We start from the raw sequence: 16,902 nt of genomic DNA on the forward strand, positions 1-16,902 counted from the left end.
GCTACTTATGCAGATAAACGGTAAAATCGTTTTCCAGATAGCCTTCCTGCCATCTGACTGTGTGTGCAAAACCCTGGCAGTAAGTCACCATCTCGTCAGGCAAAAAACTTTGTAAATCGACACGACTTTTCACCCACGGATGCCGGGCATCCAGCAGATTAAAGGCAACACCGAATCGGCAGGCCTGATACATCCTCCGAATCACCGCCTTGGCATAACGACCTTGGAATTGTGCGGTCTGTTCAACCTCGGTTTCCACGACTTCATTCAACGCGCCGGACAAAAAAACGACATCGAAACTGGCGTCGTCTGGATCAAAATCGAACAGATCTCCCTGATGCACTTCAATATTCGGGTGTTGAAAACGCGCGCTTTGTACCATGTCTGCAGACAGGTCAATTCCACAATACTCAACCGCAATGCCATGTTCATGCAAAAAGCATCTCAAATCCGCAAACCCGCAACCGACATCGAGTATTTTCCACGGCCGTTGTACGTCCTGCTCTTCACAGAAAGGGGCAGGCAAAATTTCGACCAATTTTTCAAAGCGGATCTGCTGGATCTCACGATTGCTCCAGAACAGCGCTTGCGGTTGATAGCCGAACTGTTCAATCGATTGCTTGTGGCGCGTCTGAATACGCAGACGCTGTTTCTCCGACAACAAGGACTTCATGTTTATCAACCGATGCTTTTCAGCCAGTCCAGTTCTTCTTCGGAAAAACCCGCTTGAGCACGCGCTTCGTAATTGAAAGGCCCTCGTAAATCACCGTGAAAATACCGGTCGATAATATATTGAAACTGTTTGAATGGATTGAGATTACGCTGTGCACATAAATAGCGGAACCAGCGCGTACCGACTTCCACATGCCCGATCTCGTCGCGCAGCAAGATTTTCAAAATCTCCACACCACGTTTATCCCCAATTGCACGCAGTTTTTGAATCATTGGCGGCGTCACATCCAAACCTCTCGCTTCCAGAGTTCTCGGCACCAAAGCCATGCGTACCAATGGATCATGATCGGTTTCATAGGTGGTCAGCCACAGGCCATTGTGCGCCGGCATATCACCGTACTCATACCCCAAATGGTTCAGGTGTTCGCGAACCATTTGAAAGTGATAGGATTCCTCGCCGGCCACCCCGAGCCAGTCACGATAATACTCATAGGGCATGTCCTGGAATCGGTAGACGGCGTCCAAAGCGAGGTTCACCGCATTGAATTCAATATGCGCAATCGAGTGCATCAGAGAAGCGTGACCTTCCGGCGTCCCCAATCCACGGCGAGGCAACTCTTTGGGAGAAACCAATTGTGGCTGATCCGGGCGCCCCGGATCAGGGATTCTGACAATCTCTTGGGTAGGCGAAAAGTCAAAGCGGTCTTGTGACCAGTCTTCTTGTAATTGCGAGAGCAACTGCACTTTGCCGTTGAGATTGTTTTCCATCAAACACTGATAAACGGATTCAAACAGATTCTTTTTCATAAAATCCAACAGGGGAGATTGAGAATGATCGAGGAGGCTTATTTTAGGCTAAAAATAAAAAAGCCGGTAAAAACCGGCTTTTTAGAACGACTGTCGAACAATCGATTAACGGTAGTAAGCCGCCATGTTGTAACGCGTACCAGTGAATTTCTTAGCATCCACCGCATCGAACAACTTAGCCCACTTCGCACGATCTTCTGGAGTCATTACTGAAGAAGGGTTACGAGCGATTGTTTTGTCACCGTACTTAGCTTCGATTTTAGCCAATTCAGCCATACATGCTTCAACAGTAGTTTTTTGTTCTACTTCACGAGCAGCGGCACCGCCGTTCGCTTTAGCAGCTGCGATAACCGCTTCTGCATCTGCCAAGCATTGCTCATAAGTATCTGCCGCTTGAACGTTCAGAGAAACTGCCGCAAAAGCAGAAATAAACAAAGCTTTTAGTGTTAAGTGTTTCATTAATAAACTCCAGGTTTGGTTTGTCTCTATAACGGGTCAATTCTGACGTTTTTCAATAAAAATTGCAACCCAATCAGGTTAGAAAATAATTAAATGCTTATAAACTTTTTTTATTGAGTTTTCTGTGATGAATCAAGCCTTAGCCAAGGGGCGCTGAATTGTGGTTGATCATGGACTTCAAATTCAACCATGCCCAGACAAGCAGAATGACAATCAACGCCAAAAAAAGCAGCTGGTAAATACCATGCCACATCATAAAACTCTGCCAAGGCTCCGATGGTGGTGACAAGCCTTGTGGGTGCAGCGCTTTAATCGCTTCCATCTTCGGCGTCAACCAGAACTCGCTCACTGCGATCAACACCCCACTCAGCCACAGTAGACTCAAATGATGTAAGCCAACACTCTGTTTCTTGCGTCCGGCCAAGTTTATCAGCAAGACTATCGTCAGACCAATCAGGCCAATCCAGTTACCAATCGTCAATAAGCGACCAACTAACTGGCCGGCCGTGACAGAATCCAAGGTATCAAACAACAAAGGGGCCACGACATAACCCGTCACGCTCAACCATGTCACCAATGCAATGGCAAATACCGCCGCTAATATTCGCAACCACGCCATGTTTCCCCTACTTCGAGACACATAGGCCTGCAAATAAGCAGGCCTGTTAGGTTTGAAACGATCAATCTTAATTAGATATATTGAATCTCGATCACTTCATAATCGATATTTCCGCTCGGTGCTTCAACCACAATCTCATCACCTTCTTGCTTGCCAATCAACGCTCGAGCAATCGGAGAATTGACGGAAATCTTGTTATGCGCTATGTCGGCTTCTTCATTACCAACGATCTTATAAGTCAATTCTTCGTCAGTATCGACATTCAATACCGTGACCGTGGCACCAAATACCACTTTACCGCCCGGATTCAACTTGGTGACATCAATGATCTGCGCATTGCCCAAAATACTTTCTAGCTGCTTAATACGCGCTTCAACCAAACCTTGCTGTTCACGTGCCGCATGATATTCTGCATTCTCTTTTAGATCGCCATGCTCACGCGCTTCGGCAATAGCCTCGGTAATACGCGGACGATCTTCTTTCTTAAGCTTATTCAATTCTGCCTGAAGCGCTTCAGCGCCTTCTTTTGTCATTGGATGCTTATTCATACTACATTCCTTAAACTGACAACACTTATGTGCCACTATAAATACAAACGCCAAAGCCCGTCAAACAAGCTTTGGCGTTATCAATTAATGGAATAACTTTACTGCAGGTCTTGCAGACGGCTAACCGGCTGGTCTTCCAAGAAATCCATTGCCGCAACCATTGCAAACGCACCAGCAATCGTCGTGGTATAACAGGTTTTGTGCATCAAAGCTTCACGACGGATGCTTGAAGAGTCTTGAATACTGACAGAGCCATCGGAAGTGTTGACGATCAAATCAATCTCTTCATTGACGATGGAATCGACGATATTCGGGCGCCCTTCAGTCACCTTATTAACCACTTCACACTCAATCCCGGCTTCAGTCAATGAACTGGCTGTACCGCGTGTCGCAACAATCTTAAAGCCACGTGCAATCAGCTGCTTGGCCAACTCTACAACACGTACGCGATCCGCTTTGCGCACACTTAAGAAAGCCGTGCCGGAACGGGGTAAAACGGTACCTGCCGCCAACTGAGCTTTTGAATAGGCCTGAGCAAAGCTGTCGCCAACCCCCATAACCTCACCGGTTGATTTCATTTCCGGCCCCAGAATCGGATCCACGCCCAGGAACTTGATGAATGGGAAAACCGCTTCTTTCACCGAGTAGTGTGCAGGCTTGATCTCATCGACAAATTTCTGCTCTTGCAGGCTTTGACCAACCATACAGCGCGCCGCAATTTTAGCCAACGGACGGCCAATCGCTTTCGACACAAAGGGGACCGTACGTGAAGCACGCGGATTGACTTCCAATACGTAGATCTCATCACCTTTGATCGCAAATTGAGTATTCATCAACCCAACCACGCCCAAGGCTTTTGCCATCTTCTCAACCTGAACACGGATTTGATCCTGAACATCAGCAGAAATACTGTATGGTGGCAATGAACACGCCGAGTCACCGGAGTGAATCCCCGCCTGTTCGATGTGCTCCATGATGCCACCAATCACCACTTGTTCACCATCGCAGATCGCATCCACATCCAATTCCACGGCGTCATCCAAGAAACGATCCAATAACACCGGAGAGTCATTAGAGACCTTCACCGCTTCCGTCATGTAACGTGACAGGTCGGCATCTGAATAGACAATTTCCATCGCTCGCCCACCCAATACATAGGAAGGACGTACTACCAATGGATAACCGATCTCATTCGCCAATGCCAGCGCTTGCTCTTCACTGCGTGCGGTACGGTTAGGCGGTTGTTGCAATTCAAGGCTGTGAAGCAGCTGCTGGAAACGCTCGCGGTCTTCCGCCAAGTCAATCGACTCCGGTGATGTACCTACAATCGGCACACCCGCCTCTTCCAGGGCTTCCGCTAGTTTCAACGGCGTTTGTCCACCGTACTGAACGATCACCCCTTTCGGTTTCTCGACTTCTACGATTTCCAAGACATCTTCCAAGGTTAACGGCTCGAAGTACAGACGATCGGACGTATCGTAATCGGTTGATACGGTTTCCGGGTTGCAGTTCACCATAATGGTTTCATAACCGTCTTCGCGCATAGCCATCGCCGCATGCACACAGCAGTAATCAAACTCAATCCCTTGACCAATACGGTTCGGACCACCGCCCAGCACCATGATCTTGTCTTTATCGGTCGGATTCGCTTCGCACTCTTCATCGTAAGTTGAATACATGTAAGCCGTTGAGGTTTCAAACTCCGCTGCACAGGTATCTACGCGCTTGTAGACTGGACGGATGTTCAGAGTATGGCGGAACTTACGGATAAACGCAGCATCAGTATTCAACAGTTGAGCGATACGGTTATCCGAGAATCCTTTGCGCTTCAATTGACGCAATAGCTCCTCATCCAATGCATCCAGACCGCGCTGCTTCAGATCGTCCTCGATATCAATCAGGTCTTTAATCTGTGACAAGAACCATGGATCGATCTTACAGGTGTCAAACACTTCTTCAAGCGTCCAACCGGCACGGAAAGCGTCCGCTACATACCATAGACGCTCAGGACCAGGATTGCGTAACTCCTGACGCAGTACATCCTTGATCTCTTTCTCGTCCATCGTCGCCAACGGCATGATTTCATCGAAGCCGTTTTTATCGGTTTCCAAACCGCGCAACGCTTTCTGCACCGACTCCTGGAAGTTACGCCCCATGGCCATGACTTCACCCACCGACTTCATCTGTGTCGACAGACGCTGTTGTGCTTGTGGGAATTTTTCAAACGTGAAGCGAGGAATCTTAGTCACAACGTAATCGATGGTCGGCTCAAATGACGCCGGTGTCGCACCATTGGTGATGTCATTCTGCAACTCATCCAGCGTGTAACCCACGGCCAGTTTCGCGGCCACCTTGGCAATCGGGAAACCGGTCGCTTTTGAAGCCAGCGCAGATGATCGTGATACACGCGGGTTCATTTCGATAATGATCATGCGCCCGGTATCAGGGTTGATCGAGAACTGAACGTTTGATCCACCGGTCTCAACACCGATTTCACGCAGCACCGCCAACGAAGCATTACGCATGATTTGATATTCTTTATCCGTCAACGTTTGTGCGGGGGCCACTGTAATTGAGTCACCGGTATGCACCCCCATTGGATCCAGGTTTTCGATCGAACAGACGATAATGGCGTTGTCGTTTTTGTCACGAACCACTTCCATTTCGTACTCTTTCCAACCGAGAATCGATTCTTCAATCAACAGTTCATTGGTCGGAGACAACTCCAAACCGAATTTACAGATCTGCTCAAATTCCGCTTTGTTGTAGGCAATACCACCACCGGAACCACCCAGAGTGAAAGAGGGACGAATAACGGTTGGGAAACCGACTTCCGCTTGAATTTCCCACGCCTCTTCCATATTATGAGCTACCGCCGATTTCGGCATATCCAAGCCGATTTTTTGCATGGCCTGACGGAAACGGTCACGGTTTTCCGCTTTATCGATCGCATCGGCATTTGCACCGATCAATTCAACGTTGTACTTTTCAAGCACACCTTTATCGTGCAGGTCCAATGCACAGTTCAGTGCCGTCTGCCCCCCCATAGTCGGCAGAATCGCATCAGGACGTTCTTTGGCAATAATCGTTTCAACCGTTTTCCATTCGATCGGTTCAATATAGGTGGCGTCCGCCAACTCTGGATCGGTCATGATCGTGGCCGGGTTAGAGTTGACCAGAATAACACGGTAACCCTCTTCTTTCAGTGCCTTACACGCTTGCACACCCGAGTAGTCGAACTCACAGGCCTGGCCGATAATGATAGGGCCGGCACCGATGATCAGAATACTTTCAATATCAGTTCTTTTTGGCATTTCTTATTTTCCTACTCTTATCGGTTATGCTTGTTTATAGGCTTTGATGTTGTCGATAAACTGATCAAACAGTGGCGCGACATCATGAGGTCCCGGACTGGCTTCAGGATGACCCTGGAAGCTGAATGCCGCTTTATCCGTACGCTGAATCCCTTGCAGGGAACCGTCAAACAACGATTTATGCGTCGCTTTCAGGTTAGCAGGTAACGTATTCTCGTCAACGGCAAAACCATGGTTTTGCGACGTAATCATGACATGCTTACTTTCGGTGTCCTGTACAGGATGGTTAGCACCGTGATGACCAAATTTCATTTTTACGGTTTTGGCGCCGCTGGCCAGGGCTAATAATTGATGCCCCAAACAAATACCAAATACCGGCACATCGGTTTCCAACACTTTCTGGATGGCTTCGATCGCGTAGTCGCAAGGTTCTGGATCACCAGGCCCATTAGACAGAAACACACCGTCCGGATTCATCGCCAACACCTCTTCTGCAGGTGTCTTTGCAGGCACTACAGTCAGTTTACAGCCGCGATCCGCCAACATGCGCAAAATGTTACGCTTAATACCATAGTCAAAAGCGACAACATGATAATCCTGGTTAGCCGAACAGTCCTGATGGCCTTCACCCAACTTCCAGGTGCCTTCGGTCCATACATACGTCTCAGCGGTCGTCACTTCCTTAGCCAGATCCAAGCCTTTGAGCCCGCTGAATGCCTTGGCTTTGGCCACCGCATCATCCGCATCGATATTGTCACCGGCTACAATCACGCCCGACTGTGCCCCTTTATCGCGCAAAATACGCGTTAATTTACGGGTGTCGATATCGGCAATGGCAACGACATTTTGCTCTTTCAGATATTCAGGCAGAGATTTTTCGGCACGGAAGTTACTCATCAACACCGGACAGTCTTTAACCACCAATCCTTGCGCCATAATGCGAGGAGACTCTTCATCTTCAGAGTTGACTCCCACATTACCAATATGCGGATAGGTCAGTGTCACAATCTGTTTATAATAGGAAGGATCGGTCAGAATTTCCTGATAACCGGTCAGAGAGGTATTAAATACCACCTCTCCCACGGTCTCTCCTTCTGCACCCAGTGATTTCCCCCAGAATAGGGTTCCGTCTTCTAAAGCCAGTAAAGCCTGTGTCATGTAATGTGTCCGCCTGAGATAGATCTGTCTTGGTTTAACCGATAATACGACAATCACGTTCAAGGAGTGGAAACAAATTTCGCATATAAAAAAACGGAGCCAGCCCCCTTTCAAGGACTCACTCCGTTTTTTAATGAGCTAAATGACTGTCAGTCATCTCTGCGAAATACCCCGTAACCACCACTAAACATCGTAATTTAGTCGCAAATTTGAATTAGCGGGATTGTACTTGATTTGAGGCAAGTTGTCTATCCCTGACCGCCCTCAATTCGAGTAAATTTTATACATCGATTATTTTAATTATATTAACGTAAACTCAACACATCCTGCATATCGTACAGGCCTGTTGATTTTTCCTGAATCCACAAACAAGAACGGGCCGCCCCTTTAGCAAAGGTCATGCGGCTTGACGCCTTATGGGTAATCTCTACACGCTCACCTTCAGTGGCAAACAACACGGTATGGTCACCTACGATATCGCCGGCACGAACCGTGGCAAATCCGATCGTATTTGGATCACGCTCACCGGTAATCCCTTCTCGTCCATAGACAGCACAGGTTTTCAAATCACGCCCCAAAGTATCGGCCACAACCTGCCCCATACGCAAAGCGGTACCGGAAGGCGCATCCACTTTATGACGGTGATGGCCTTCAATCACTTCAATGTCGTAACCTTCATTCAGCACTTCTGCCGCTTGTTTTAACAACTTCAAACACAGATTGACCCCCACACTGAAGTTCGCGGCAAAAATCACCGCAATCTTTTCAGCCGCACGATCAATCGCCGCCAAACCTTCGTCGTCAAACCCGGTCGTACCAATGACAATCTTTTTATTGTGTTGCACGCAGACGTCCAAATTGTGCACCGTGGTCGCCGGCGTCGTAAAATCGATCAGCACATCAAAATCGTCTACCACCTCTTCGATATGCCCGACAATCGACACGCCAATGCGCCCGATCCCGGCAAGCTCACCGGCATCTGCACCAATCAAACTGCTTTCGGGACGCTCAATGGCGGCGGCCACTCTCAAACCTTCTGTCTGATTAACCGCATCAATCAGGTTTTTTCCCATTCGGCCGGAGGCACCGATCACCGCCACTCTGTATTCACTCATGCTTGAATTCCTTTTAACTTCTCACTGTCTCAATCACTTCACCACCTAACACCTGGCGTTAACCGTTCCAAGGACCGTCCTGGTCTTTATCAGACTTCTTCTTTTCCTCTTCTTCACCGGTAAAGAAGGATTTTACCGTATCGAAGAATGAGTGTTCTTTCGGGCTGTGCTGTTTATAGTGCTTGCCTTTCAAGCTGGCATCAAACTCTTCAAGCAACTCTTTTTGACGCGCGGTCAACTTGACCGGCGTTTCAATATTCACCTGAACAATCAAATCACCGGTGTAGGAAGAGCGCACTGATTTGACCCCCTTGCCGGCCAACTTGAAGCGCTGACCGGATTGCGTACCAGCCGGAATCTTCAAACTTGCCTTACCGGCCAAGGTAGGCACTTCGATCGAACCGCCCAGAGCAGCGGTTGCGAAACCAAGCGGCATTTCACAGTAAAGCGTATTGCCGTCGCGCTCGAAGATCGCATGTTTTTTTACCCGGATGCGTACATACAAATCGCCACGTGGCGCACCGGGTTCTCCGGCTTCGCCCTCGCCTTGCAGACGAATACGGTCACCATTGTCGACACCGGCTGGAATCTTGACCGATAAGGTTTTATTGCTATGTGTATAGCCTTCGCCGTGACATTTTTTACATGGCGTTTTAATGATCTTGCCTTGTCCATGACAGGTTGGACAAGTGCGGTTTACTGCAAAGAAACCTTGCTGCATACGCACTTGGCCCGCTCCATGACAGGTTGGACAGGTTTGCACATCCGATCCCGGTTCGGCACCGCTGCCGTCACAGGCGTCACAAATATCTTTAGTTGGAATACGAATATCGACGGTCGTACCGGCTACCGCTTCTTCTAAAGAGATTTCCAGCTCATATTGCAGGTCATTACCCGGCTGCGGGCCGCGATGCCCACCAAAGCCACCGCCGAACATCTCGCTGAAAATGTCACCGAAAGCATCACCAAAACCGCCGCCAAAGCCACCGCCATGCCCGGCCTGCCCATCAATCCCAGCATGGCCAAATTGGTCATAAGCGGCACGTTTCTGTGAATCGGACAATACTTCGTAAGCTTCTGAGGCCTCTTTAAATTTATTTTCCGCTTCGGCATCATCCGGATTACGATCCGGATGGAACTTCATCGCCAGTCTGCGATAGGCTTTTTTAATCTCGGCTTCGGAGGCGGTTTTCGACACGCCCAGAACGTCGTAATAATCTCTTTTGCTCATAATGGATTTCGTATTATCAGAATCAGTGAATTAATATTCAAAAAGCTAAAACTGAACAGGCCTGCTCACTTTAAATTTTTGAATAGTAACTAAATTTAAGTTAAATAGAAAAACGGGCAACCGTTAAAGTTGCCCGAATTATACAGAGTTTTTAGCTCAACTGAAAAATCAGTCACAGCAAAAAAACTGCCGTTGGATAGTCGTTTCATAGTGGAGCGAATTCAAGGCGGCACATGTGAGGCTACACAGAGTAGCTGACCATTTGCCAACAAAGAAGTCGTCCGCTATGGACAGACTAGGCAACGAGCAGATTACTTTTTATCGTCAACCTCTTCAAACTCCGCGTCCACGATATCGTCGTCATCCGCTTTGTTCGAACCTTGTTGATCAGCCTGCGCACCACCTGCTTGCTGCTGAGCTTGCGCTTTCTGAGCAATAGATTGGCTGGCTTCGGCCATTTTTTGCACTTTTTCTTCAATTGCAGCTTTGTCATCACCCTTAATAGCGTCTTCCACTTCTGCAATCGCTTTTTCAACCGCTTCTTTTTCCGCTGCGTCAACCGAGTCACCGGCATCCGTCACCATCTTGCGCGTGGCATGCACCATCGCATCCGCTTGGTTACGTGCTTCAACCAGCTCTTTCATCTTCGCATCTTCAGCCGCGTGCGCTTCCGCATCTTTCACCATCGCTTCAATCTCTTCTTCAGACAGGCCTGAAGAGGCTTGAATGGTAATATGCTGCTCTTTTCCGGTATTCTTGTCTTTTGCAGACACATTCAAAATACCGTTCGCATCGATGTCAAACGTCACCTCAATTTGTGGCGTTCCACGAGGCGCTGCTGGGATCTCATCCAGGTTGAATTGACCCAATGACTTATTGCCCGAAGCCATTTCACGCTCACCTTGCAGGACGTGAATGGTCACCGCAGACTGGTTATCTTCCGCCGTTGAGAATACTTGCGACTTACGCGTTGGGATCGTCGTGTTCTTCTCGATCAACTTCGTCATCACACCGCCCATGGTTTCGATCCCAAGAGAAAGTGGGGTAACGTCAAGAAGAAGCACGTCATTGACATCACCGGACAGAACACCACCTTGAATCGCTGCCCCCATGGCCACCGCTTCATCCGGGTTCACATCTTTACGAGGCTCTTTACCAAAGAACTCTTTCACTTTAGCTTGTACCATTGGCACACGCGTTGACCCACCGACCAGAATCACATCATCAATATCAGAAGCTGACAGGCCTGCATCTTTCAGCGCAATACGGCATGGCTCGATAGAGCGCTCAACCAAATCTTCAATCAATGATTCGAACTTGGCACGGGTAATCTTCATATTCAAGTGCTTAGGACCGGTTGCGTCCGCCGTCACATAGGGCAAGTTAATGTCCGTTTGTTCACGTGAAGAAAGCTCGATTTTAGCTTTTTCCGCCGCTTCACGCACACGCTGCAGGGCCAGCTTATCCAAACGCAAGTCTACGTTCTGATCTTTTTTGAACTCTTCCGCAATGTACTCAACGATCACATTATCGAAGTCTTCCCCCCCAAGGAAGGTGTCACCATTGGTAGACAAAACCTCAACCTGCTTTTCACCATCCAGATCGGCCACTTCGATAATCGAGATATCAAACGTCCCCCCACCGAGGTCGTAAACAGCGATTTTGCTGTCGTTGGAAACCTTATCCATTCCATAAGCCAGCGCGGCCGCAGTCGGTTCGTTGATAATACGCTTGACTTCCAAACCAGCGATTTTACCGGCATCCTTAGTCGCTTGACGCTGAGAGTCATTAAAGTAAGCCGGAACCGTAATAACCGCTTCAGTCACTTCATGGCCAAGATAATCTTCCGCCGTCTTTTTCATTTTCATCAATGTACGCGCAGACACTTCTTGAGGAGACAGTTTTTTATCCGCAACTTCGACCCATGCATCACCGTTGTCAGCGGCAACGATCTTATATGGCACCATATCTTTATCCTTGGTGACCACCGCATCATCTGCACGACGCCCGATGAGACGCTTAATCGCAAACAGCGTGTTTTCAGGGTTAGTGACCGCCTGACGCTTGGCCGAATCCCCAACCAGGATTTCACCATCCGCGGTATAGGCAACGATAGATGGAGTAGTACGCGCACCTTCCGCATTAGGAATAACTTTGACTTCTTTACCTTCCATAATGGCCACGCAAGAGTTGGTGGTCCCTAAGTCAATACCAATGATTTTTCCCATTTCATTTCTCCAGAATAGAAATTTTGATTTTTGAAATTAAAAACTTGTTGGATTTATAGGGCTGTGATTTTGCTTTTCAAGCCCGGTTGCATATTTTTTTCGTATTTTTTCTAAGCGCTTTTTTGGCAGCCCGTTGACAAACAATTACTGGGCGACAATCACGCGAGCAGGACGCACCAAACGCTCATTCAAGGTGTAGCCTTTTTGAATCACCTGCATCACCGTATTGGAATCATGCTCCGCAGACGGCACCATAGTCATGGCCTCATGCAACTGAGGATCAAACGCTTCATTCAGCGGATCTACGCGCTCTACATTAAAGTTTTGCAAGATGTCGACCATTTGCTTGAACGTCATCTCCAAACCTTCGCGAATACTTTCAACACTGGCTTCTTCCTTTTGCGCCGCTTCCAGCCCCATCTCCATCGAATCCATTGCCGGAATCAAGGCATCAACAAATTTTTCCAAAGCAAACTTATGGGCATTTTCGATATCGATACGGGTACGACGGCGCAGGTTTTCCATATCAGCTTGCAAACGCAGCGCCATATCCTTATGCGCGGCCGCTTCTTCTCTTGCCTCTTGCAGCATCGCCTCAATATCTTCTGCCACCGCTTCTTCAGCTTGCTCTAACGTCTCCTCTTCCACAGCTTCTGCTGCTTTAAGTACTTCGTCTTGAGCATCCATATTCTGTTCAGTTGTTTTGTTTTCTGCCACGATACGTTTCCCTATTAAATTGATGCCGGCCATAAACCTGAACCGGCTACGGTGAATAAAATACGTTTTTAATTCGGTTATCAAGCACGTTTTCAACGCACTTGTGTTAATGCCTAGTTGCTTAAGGGCGCGCCGTTATTTTTTCAAGATGGAACTCAAAATTTTTGCGGTCACGTCCACCTTTGGCACCACTCTTTCATAGTGCATACGACTCGGGCCGATCACCCCCAGCACCCCCAACACGTCACCATCTACTTCGTAAGGGGTCGTCACCACACTGAAATCCTGATAGAGTTCGCTACCGCATTCGCCGCCAATAAAAATCTGCACGCCACGCGCTTGCATACTTTTATCCAGCAGTTTCAGCACATCGGAATGCTGTTCAAACGCTTGATACAACGCACGCAATTTATCGCCATTGGCCAACTCCTGGAAATTCAGCAAATTGGTTTTGCCTGAAATCAAATACGGAATTTTCTGCTCAAGCTGCTCACCGAGCACCGAGTCGGTCGCCTCGATCACCGAAAGCATCAACTCATTCATGCTCTGGCGGATGAACTGCATACGCTCAACCAGTTGCCGTTTGGCTTCGGCCAGCGGCTTACCGACAAACTCTTTATTTAAGTAGTTGGCAATCTGTTGCAACTCGCCAGAACTCACGGGCGTATCCAGCTCGATAATGCGGTTTTGCACGTCCTGATCGTTAAACACCAGGACCACCAACAGGCGCTTCTCGGCTAAAGGAATAAAGTCAATATGTTTCAAACGCTCTCGTTCCTTGTTCGGCATTAACACCATGCTGGTCAAGCCGGTCATCCCGGAAAGCACTTTGGAAGCGTGAGACAGCAGCTCATCCTGATTCAGATTCGGCGACAGTTGCTGCTGAATATTGGCAATGGTCTGCTTCGAGATCGGCTGGTACGTCAACATCGCATCAACAAACAGGCGATAGCCTTTTTCTGTCGGCACACGACCCGCAGAGGTGTGCGGTGACGCAATCAGCCCCATGCTCTCGAGGTCGGCCAAAACATTACGGATGGTAGCGGAACTCAAGCCGATCTCCGGCAACTTCGCTAATGTCGTAGAGCCTACCGGTTTACCCTCATTAAGGTATAATCCCATTAAGTTTTTAAACAAAAGTTGTGAACGGTCGTTTAACATTTCAGCACTCTCATAGCTTGAGTGCTAAATTATAGGAACGCAAACGGGTTATTCAAGTCCCGACAGCCACTTTTCTGAATACACAAGGTGACAGATGTTTAACAAAATCGGTATTTTTGGCAAATATGTGGGGGATCAGTGCTGGGATAACATTGAGGCGCTGATTCAGTTTTTACAATCCAAGTCAAAAACCGTTTTTTTGGATGACACTTCCTGCCACAACTTCCCAAGCCAGCAGTACAACATCGAAATCGTCCCGCGCAAACAGCTTTCCAAAAAAATCGATTTGGCGATTGTGGTCGGCGGCGACGGCACCTTCCTCGACGTGGTGCGCAGCATTGTGGATGACGAAGTGCCGATTCTGGGCATCAACCTCGGGCGTCTCGGCTTCCTGACCGACATTTCTCCGGCGGACATGCTTACCAAGCTGGAAGAAATTCTCTCCGGCCATTATCAGGAAGAGCAACGTAACCTGCTTAAAGTCACCATTTATGAAGATGACAAAATCATTTTTGAAGAACGCGCGTTTAATGATGTGGTGATTCATAAAACCGACTCACCACGCATGATCGAATTTGAAACCTTTGTCGACGGCCGTTTTTTAAACAGCCAGCGCTCCGACGGCATGATCATTTCCACCCCGACCGGTTCCACGGCCTATGCTTTGTCCGCCGGCGGACCGATTCTGGATCCGGATCTGGATGCGATTTCCCTGGTATCCATTAATCCGCACACCATGAGCACACGCCCTTTTGTGATCTCCGGTGACAGCGAAGTGGAATTACGTCCGCATGAAGAGTGTAACGGCACCGCGCAAATTATCTGCGACGGCCAACTCACTCACACCATCTCTTCGATCAATCGGACCTTTGTGACAAGAAACCCCAAGTACATTAAAATGTTGCATCCGATTGGACACGATCATTTTGAGCTCCTTAGAGCGAAATTACGCTGGGGCGACAAACTCTAAGAGTTTAATTAAGTGCTAGACCAAGCGAACAGTTACATAAACGGTTAAAAGGACGCCTGCATGCTGCTGGAACTTTCGATTCAGAACTTAGCCCTGATTGAAAAACTGACCCTGAACTTCCATTCCGGTTTTACTTCCTTAACCGGTGAAACCGGTGCCGGTAAATCCATTCTGCTGGATGCGCTTGGACTGGCTTTGGGGGACCGTGCCGACAGCTCTCTGGTACGTCACGGCACCGCACGCGCCGATGTCAGCGCCCAGTTCGATATTGAAAAGCTTCCAAAGGTTCAACAGTGGCTGGCCGATCAGGAATTGGACGACGACAACCTGTGCTTGTTACGCCGCACCGTCAACCCGGAGGGGCGTTCCAAAGCCTATATTAACGGCTGTCCGGTTCCTGCCAGCAGTCTGAAAAGCCTCGGCAACCTCCTGGTCGACATTCATGGACAGCATGAACACCAATCTCTACTCGCTTCGCAGCAACAGCTCAACCTGTTAGACGCCTATGCCCAGCATGCCGATTTACTGGAACAGAGCAAACAAACCTACCAGGCCTGGTCTAAACTGCAAAAGCGCTATGAACAGCTGCAAACCGAACAGAGCGACTACCAAAGCAAAGTGGATCTGCTGGAATTTCAAAAAAGCGAGTTTGATCAGGTTGATCCGCAGCAAGGCGAATTTGAGGCCCTTTCCGAAGAACAGGGGCAATTGTCACACGCCAATGAGATCAAACAGGCCTGCCAATCCGGTTACGAATCCTTGGAAGGCGAGCAAGGCGCCACCGACTGTGTTCAACACGCTATCCACGCCCTGGAAGGCATCATCGAATACAGTCCGGCGCTGCAGCCTCTTCTAGAACAGCTTAACAGCGCATTGATCGACATTCAGGAAGCCGCCGGGGAGATTCAAAACCATGCGGAACGCATCGAACTCGACCCGCATCAACTGCAAGAACTCGATGAACGTCTGCATAAGCTGTTCGCTTTGGCGAAAAAATACCATTTGGAACCCGAACAGCTGGTAGAGAAACATGAGCAGATTCGTCAGTCTCTTGCCGACCTGCAACATTCCGATGTCGAATTGGAAAATCTGCAACAGGAAATTGAACAGGCCTGGTGCGATTACCAACAGGCGGCGCATAAATTGAGTGAATCACGCCACAAAGCGGCGCAAAAACTGAGTCGAATCGTCACCGAAGGCATGCACACCCTGGGCATGCCCAACGGTATTTTTGAGGTCGCTTTAACCGAAAACGCAACGCCTTCTGTCCACGGCATCAATAAGGCCGAGTTTCAAGTGACCGCCAATAAAGGCCAGCCTTTGCAGCCTTTGGCCAAAGTCGCTTCCGGAGGAGAGCTGTCGCGCATCAGCCTGGCGATTCAAGTGGCCACCGCCGAAGTCGCCAGCCTGCCTACCCTGATTTTCGACGAAGTCGATGTCGGCATCGGCGGCGGCATTGCCGAAGTGGTCGGTCAGAAAATGCAGCAGCTCGGTGCGCACAAACAGATCCTTTCCATCACCCATCTCGGCCAGGTGGCGGCGCACGGTCATACCCATCTTAAAATTGAAAAGCAGACCGAAGGCGAACAGACCTTTACCCATGTCTACGAACTGGATCATCCAGCAAGAATTGAGGAGCTGGCGCGCATGATGGGCGGTCTGAAACTCACGCAACAGACCTTAAACCATGCCAAAGAGATGCTGGAAACCGCACAGGCCAATCAATAAGTCGTAAAACCGTTTTGGCAGCGATGACCAGCAGGCCTGTTTGTTTTTTAAAAGCGCTTCTGACTTGAGGGATTGGCGAGCTTCTCAAATTTGCACAGTATCTTCCCCTTCTAAAACGTTCGTGATGACGGTTAGCAAAGGGCGCGGTAAAAGTTTGCGTTGTTCGAGTGCGTAG

The 16,902-nt window shown here is 48.7% G+C and carries 14 protein-coding genes; 2 read left to right on the forward strand and 12 right to left on the reverse strand.

Translation table 11 applies throughout. From position 1 onward, the window contains the following. Window position 1: 1 nt before the first annotated feature. The 12 genes from QCB44_RS05820 to hrcA all read right to left on the reverse strand — a co-directional run bounded on the left by QCB44_RS05820 (window position 2) and on the right by hrcA (window position 14,029). Window positions 2–673: a class I SAM-dependent methyltransferase gene (locus QCB44_RS05820; protein WP_279408534.1), complete on the reverse strand. Its 672-nt coding sequence runs from the start codon at window positions 671–673 to the stop codon at window positions 2–4. A gap of 5 nt (window positions 674–678) precedes the next feature. Then, window positions 679–1,479 carry a ferritin-like domain-containing protein gene (locus tag QCB44_RS05825; RefSeq protein ID WP_279408535.1) on the reverse strand — a complete coding sequence of 267 codons (801 nt, stop codon included), beginning with the start codon at window positions 1,477–1,479 and terminating at the stop codon, window positions 679–681. Between the two features lie 105 nt (window positions 1,480–1,584). Continuing rightward, a complete protein-coding gene (locus QCB44_RS05830; protein ID WP_279408536.1) occupies window positions 1,585–1,938 on the reverse strand; it encodes a hypothetical protein in 354 nt (117 codons plus the stop codon). 139 nt (window positions 1,939–2,077) lie between these two features. After that, complete coding sequence (locus tag QCB44_RS05835) at window positions 2,078–2,557, reverse strand: DUF4149 domain-containing protein (protein WP_279408538.1); 480 nt, start codon at window positions 2,555–2,557, stop codon at window positions 2,078–2,080. A gap of 71 nt (window positions 2,558–2,628) precedes the next feature. Continuing rightward, window positions 2,629–3,105: a transcription elongation factor GreA gene (gene greA, locus QCB44_RS05840; RefSeq protein ID WP_279408541.1), complete on the reverse strand. Its 477-nt coding sequence runs from the start codon at window positions 3,103–3,105 to the stop codon at window positions 2,629–2,631. Window positions 3,106–3,203: 98 nt separating this feature from the next. After that, window positions 3,204–6,419 (reverse strand): carbamoyl-phosphate synthase large subunit, encoded by a 3,216-nt coding sequence (gene carB / locus QCB44_RS05845; protein WP_279408542.1) that lies wholly within the window; start codon window positions 6,417–6,419, stop codon window positions 3,204–3,206. Between the two features lie 24 nt (window positions 6,420–6,443). Beyond that, the gene (gene carA / locus QCB44_RS05850) at window positions 6,444–7,577 is read right to left on the reverse strand and encodes a glutamine-hydrolyzing carbamoyl-phosphate synthase small subunit (RefSeq protein ID WP_279408545.1); all 1,134 of its coding nucleotides are present in this window, start codon (window positions 7,575–7,577) and stop codon (window positions 6,444–6,446) included. Between the two features lie 305 nt (window positions 7,578–7,882). Next, window positions 7,883–8,692 carry a 4-hydroxy-tetrahydrodipicolinate reductase gene (dapB, locus tag QCB44_RS05855; protein ID WP_279408547.1) on the reverse strand — a complete coding sequence of 270 codons (810 nt, stop codon included), beginning with the start codon at window positions 8,690–8,692 and terminating at the stop codon, window positions 7,883–7,885. A 58-nt stretch (window positions 8,693–8,750) separates the two neighbouring features. After that, the gene (dnaJ, locus tag QCB44_RS05860; protein WP_279408549.1) at window positions 8,751–9,923 is read right to left on the reverse strand and encodes a molecular chaperone DnaJ; all 1,173 of its coding nucleotides are present in this window, start codon (window positions 9,921–9,923) and stop codon (window positions 8,751–8,753) included. Between the two features lie 311 nt (window positions 9,924–10,234). Further along, on the reverse strand, window positions 10,235–12,151 hold the full coding sequence (dnaK, locus tag QCB44_RS05865; protein ID WP_279408551.1) for a molecular chaperone DnaK: 1,917 nt from the start codon (window positions 12,149–12,151) through the stop codon (window positions 10,235–10,237). A 144-nt stretch (window positions 12,152–12,295) separates the two neighbouring features. Further along, window positions 12,296–12,868 (reverse strand): nucleotide exchange factor GrpE, encoded by a 573-nt coding sequence (gene grpE / locus QCB44_RS05870; protein WP_279408553.1) that lies wholly within the window; start codon window positions 12,866–12,868, stop codon window positions 12,296–12,298. 135 nt (window positions 12,869–13,003) lie between these two features. After that, window positions 13,004–14,029, reverse strand: a complete 1,026-nt coding sequence (gene hrcA / locus QCB44_RS05875; protein ID WP_279408554.1) for a heat-inducible transcriptional repressor HrcA — start codon at window positions 14,027–14,029, stop codon at window positions 13,004–13,006. 94 nt (window positions 14,030–14,123) lie between these two features. Here hrcA and QCB44_RS05880 point away from each other — a divergent pair, with 94 nt between their 5' ends. Together QCB44_RS05880 and recN are read left to right on the forward strand one after the other, a co-directional pair. Then, window positions 14,124–14,999 (forward strand): NAD(+) kinase, encoded by an 876-nt coding sequence (locus QCB44_RS05880; RefSeq protein WP_279408556.1) that lies wholly within the window; start codon window positions 14,124–14,126, stop codon window positions 14,997–14,999. 60 nt (window positions 15,000–15,059) lie between these two features. Then, the gene (gene recN / locus QCB44_RS05885) at window positions 15,060–16,727 is read left to right on the forward strand and encodes a DNA repair protein RecN (RefSeq protein WP_279408559.1); all 1,668 of its coding nucleotides are present in this window, start codon (window positions 15,060–15,062) and stop codon (window positions 16,725–16,727) included. Window positions 16,728–16,902 lie beyond the last annotated feature (175 nt).

The sequence above is a fragment of the Thiomicrorhabdus sp. zzn3 genome, from assembly GCF_029767755.1.
GTDB lineage: Bacteria > Pseudomonadota > Gammaproteobacteria > Thiomicrospirales > Thiomicrospiraceae > Thiomicrorhabdus.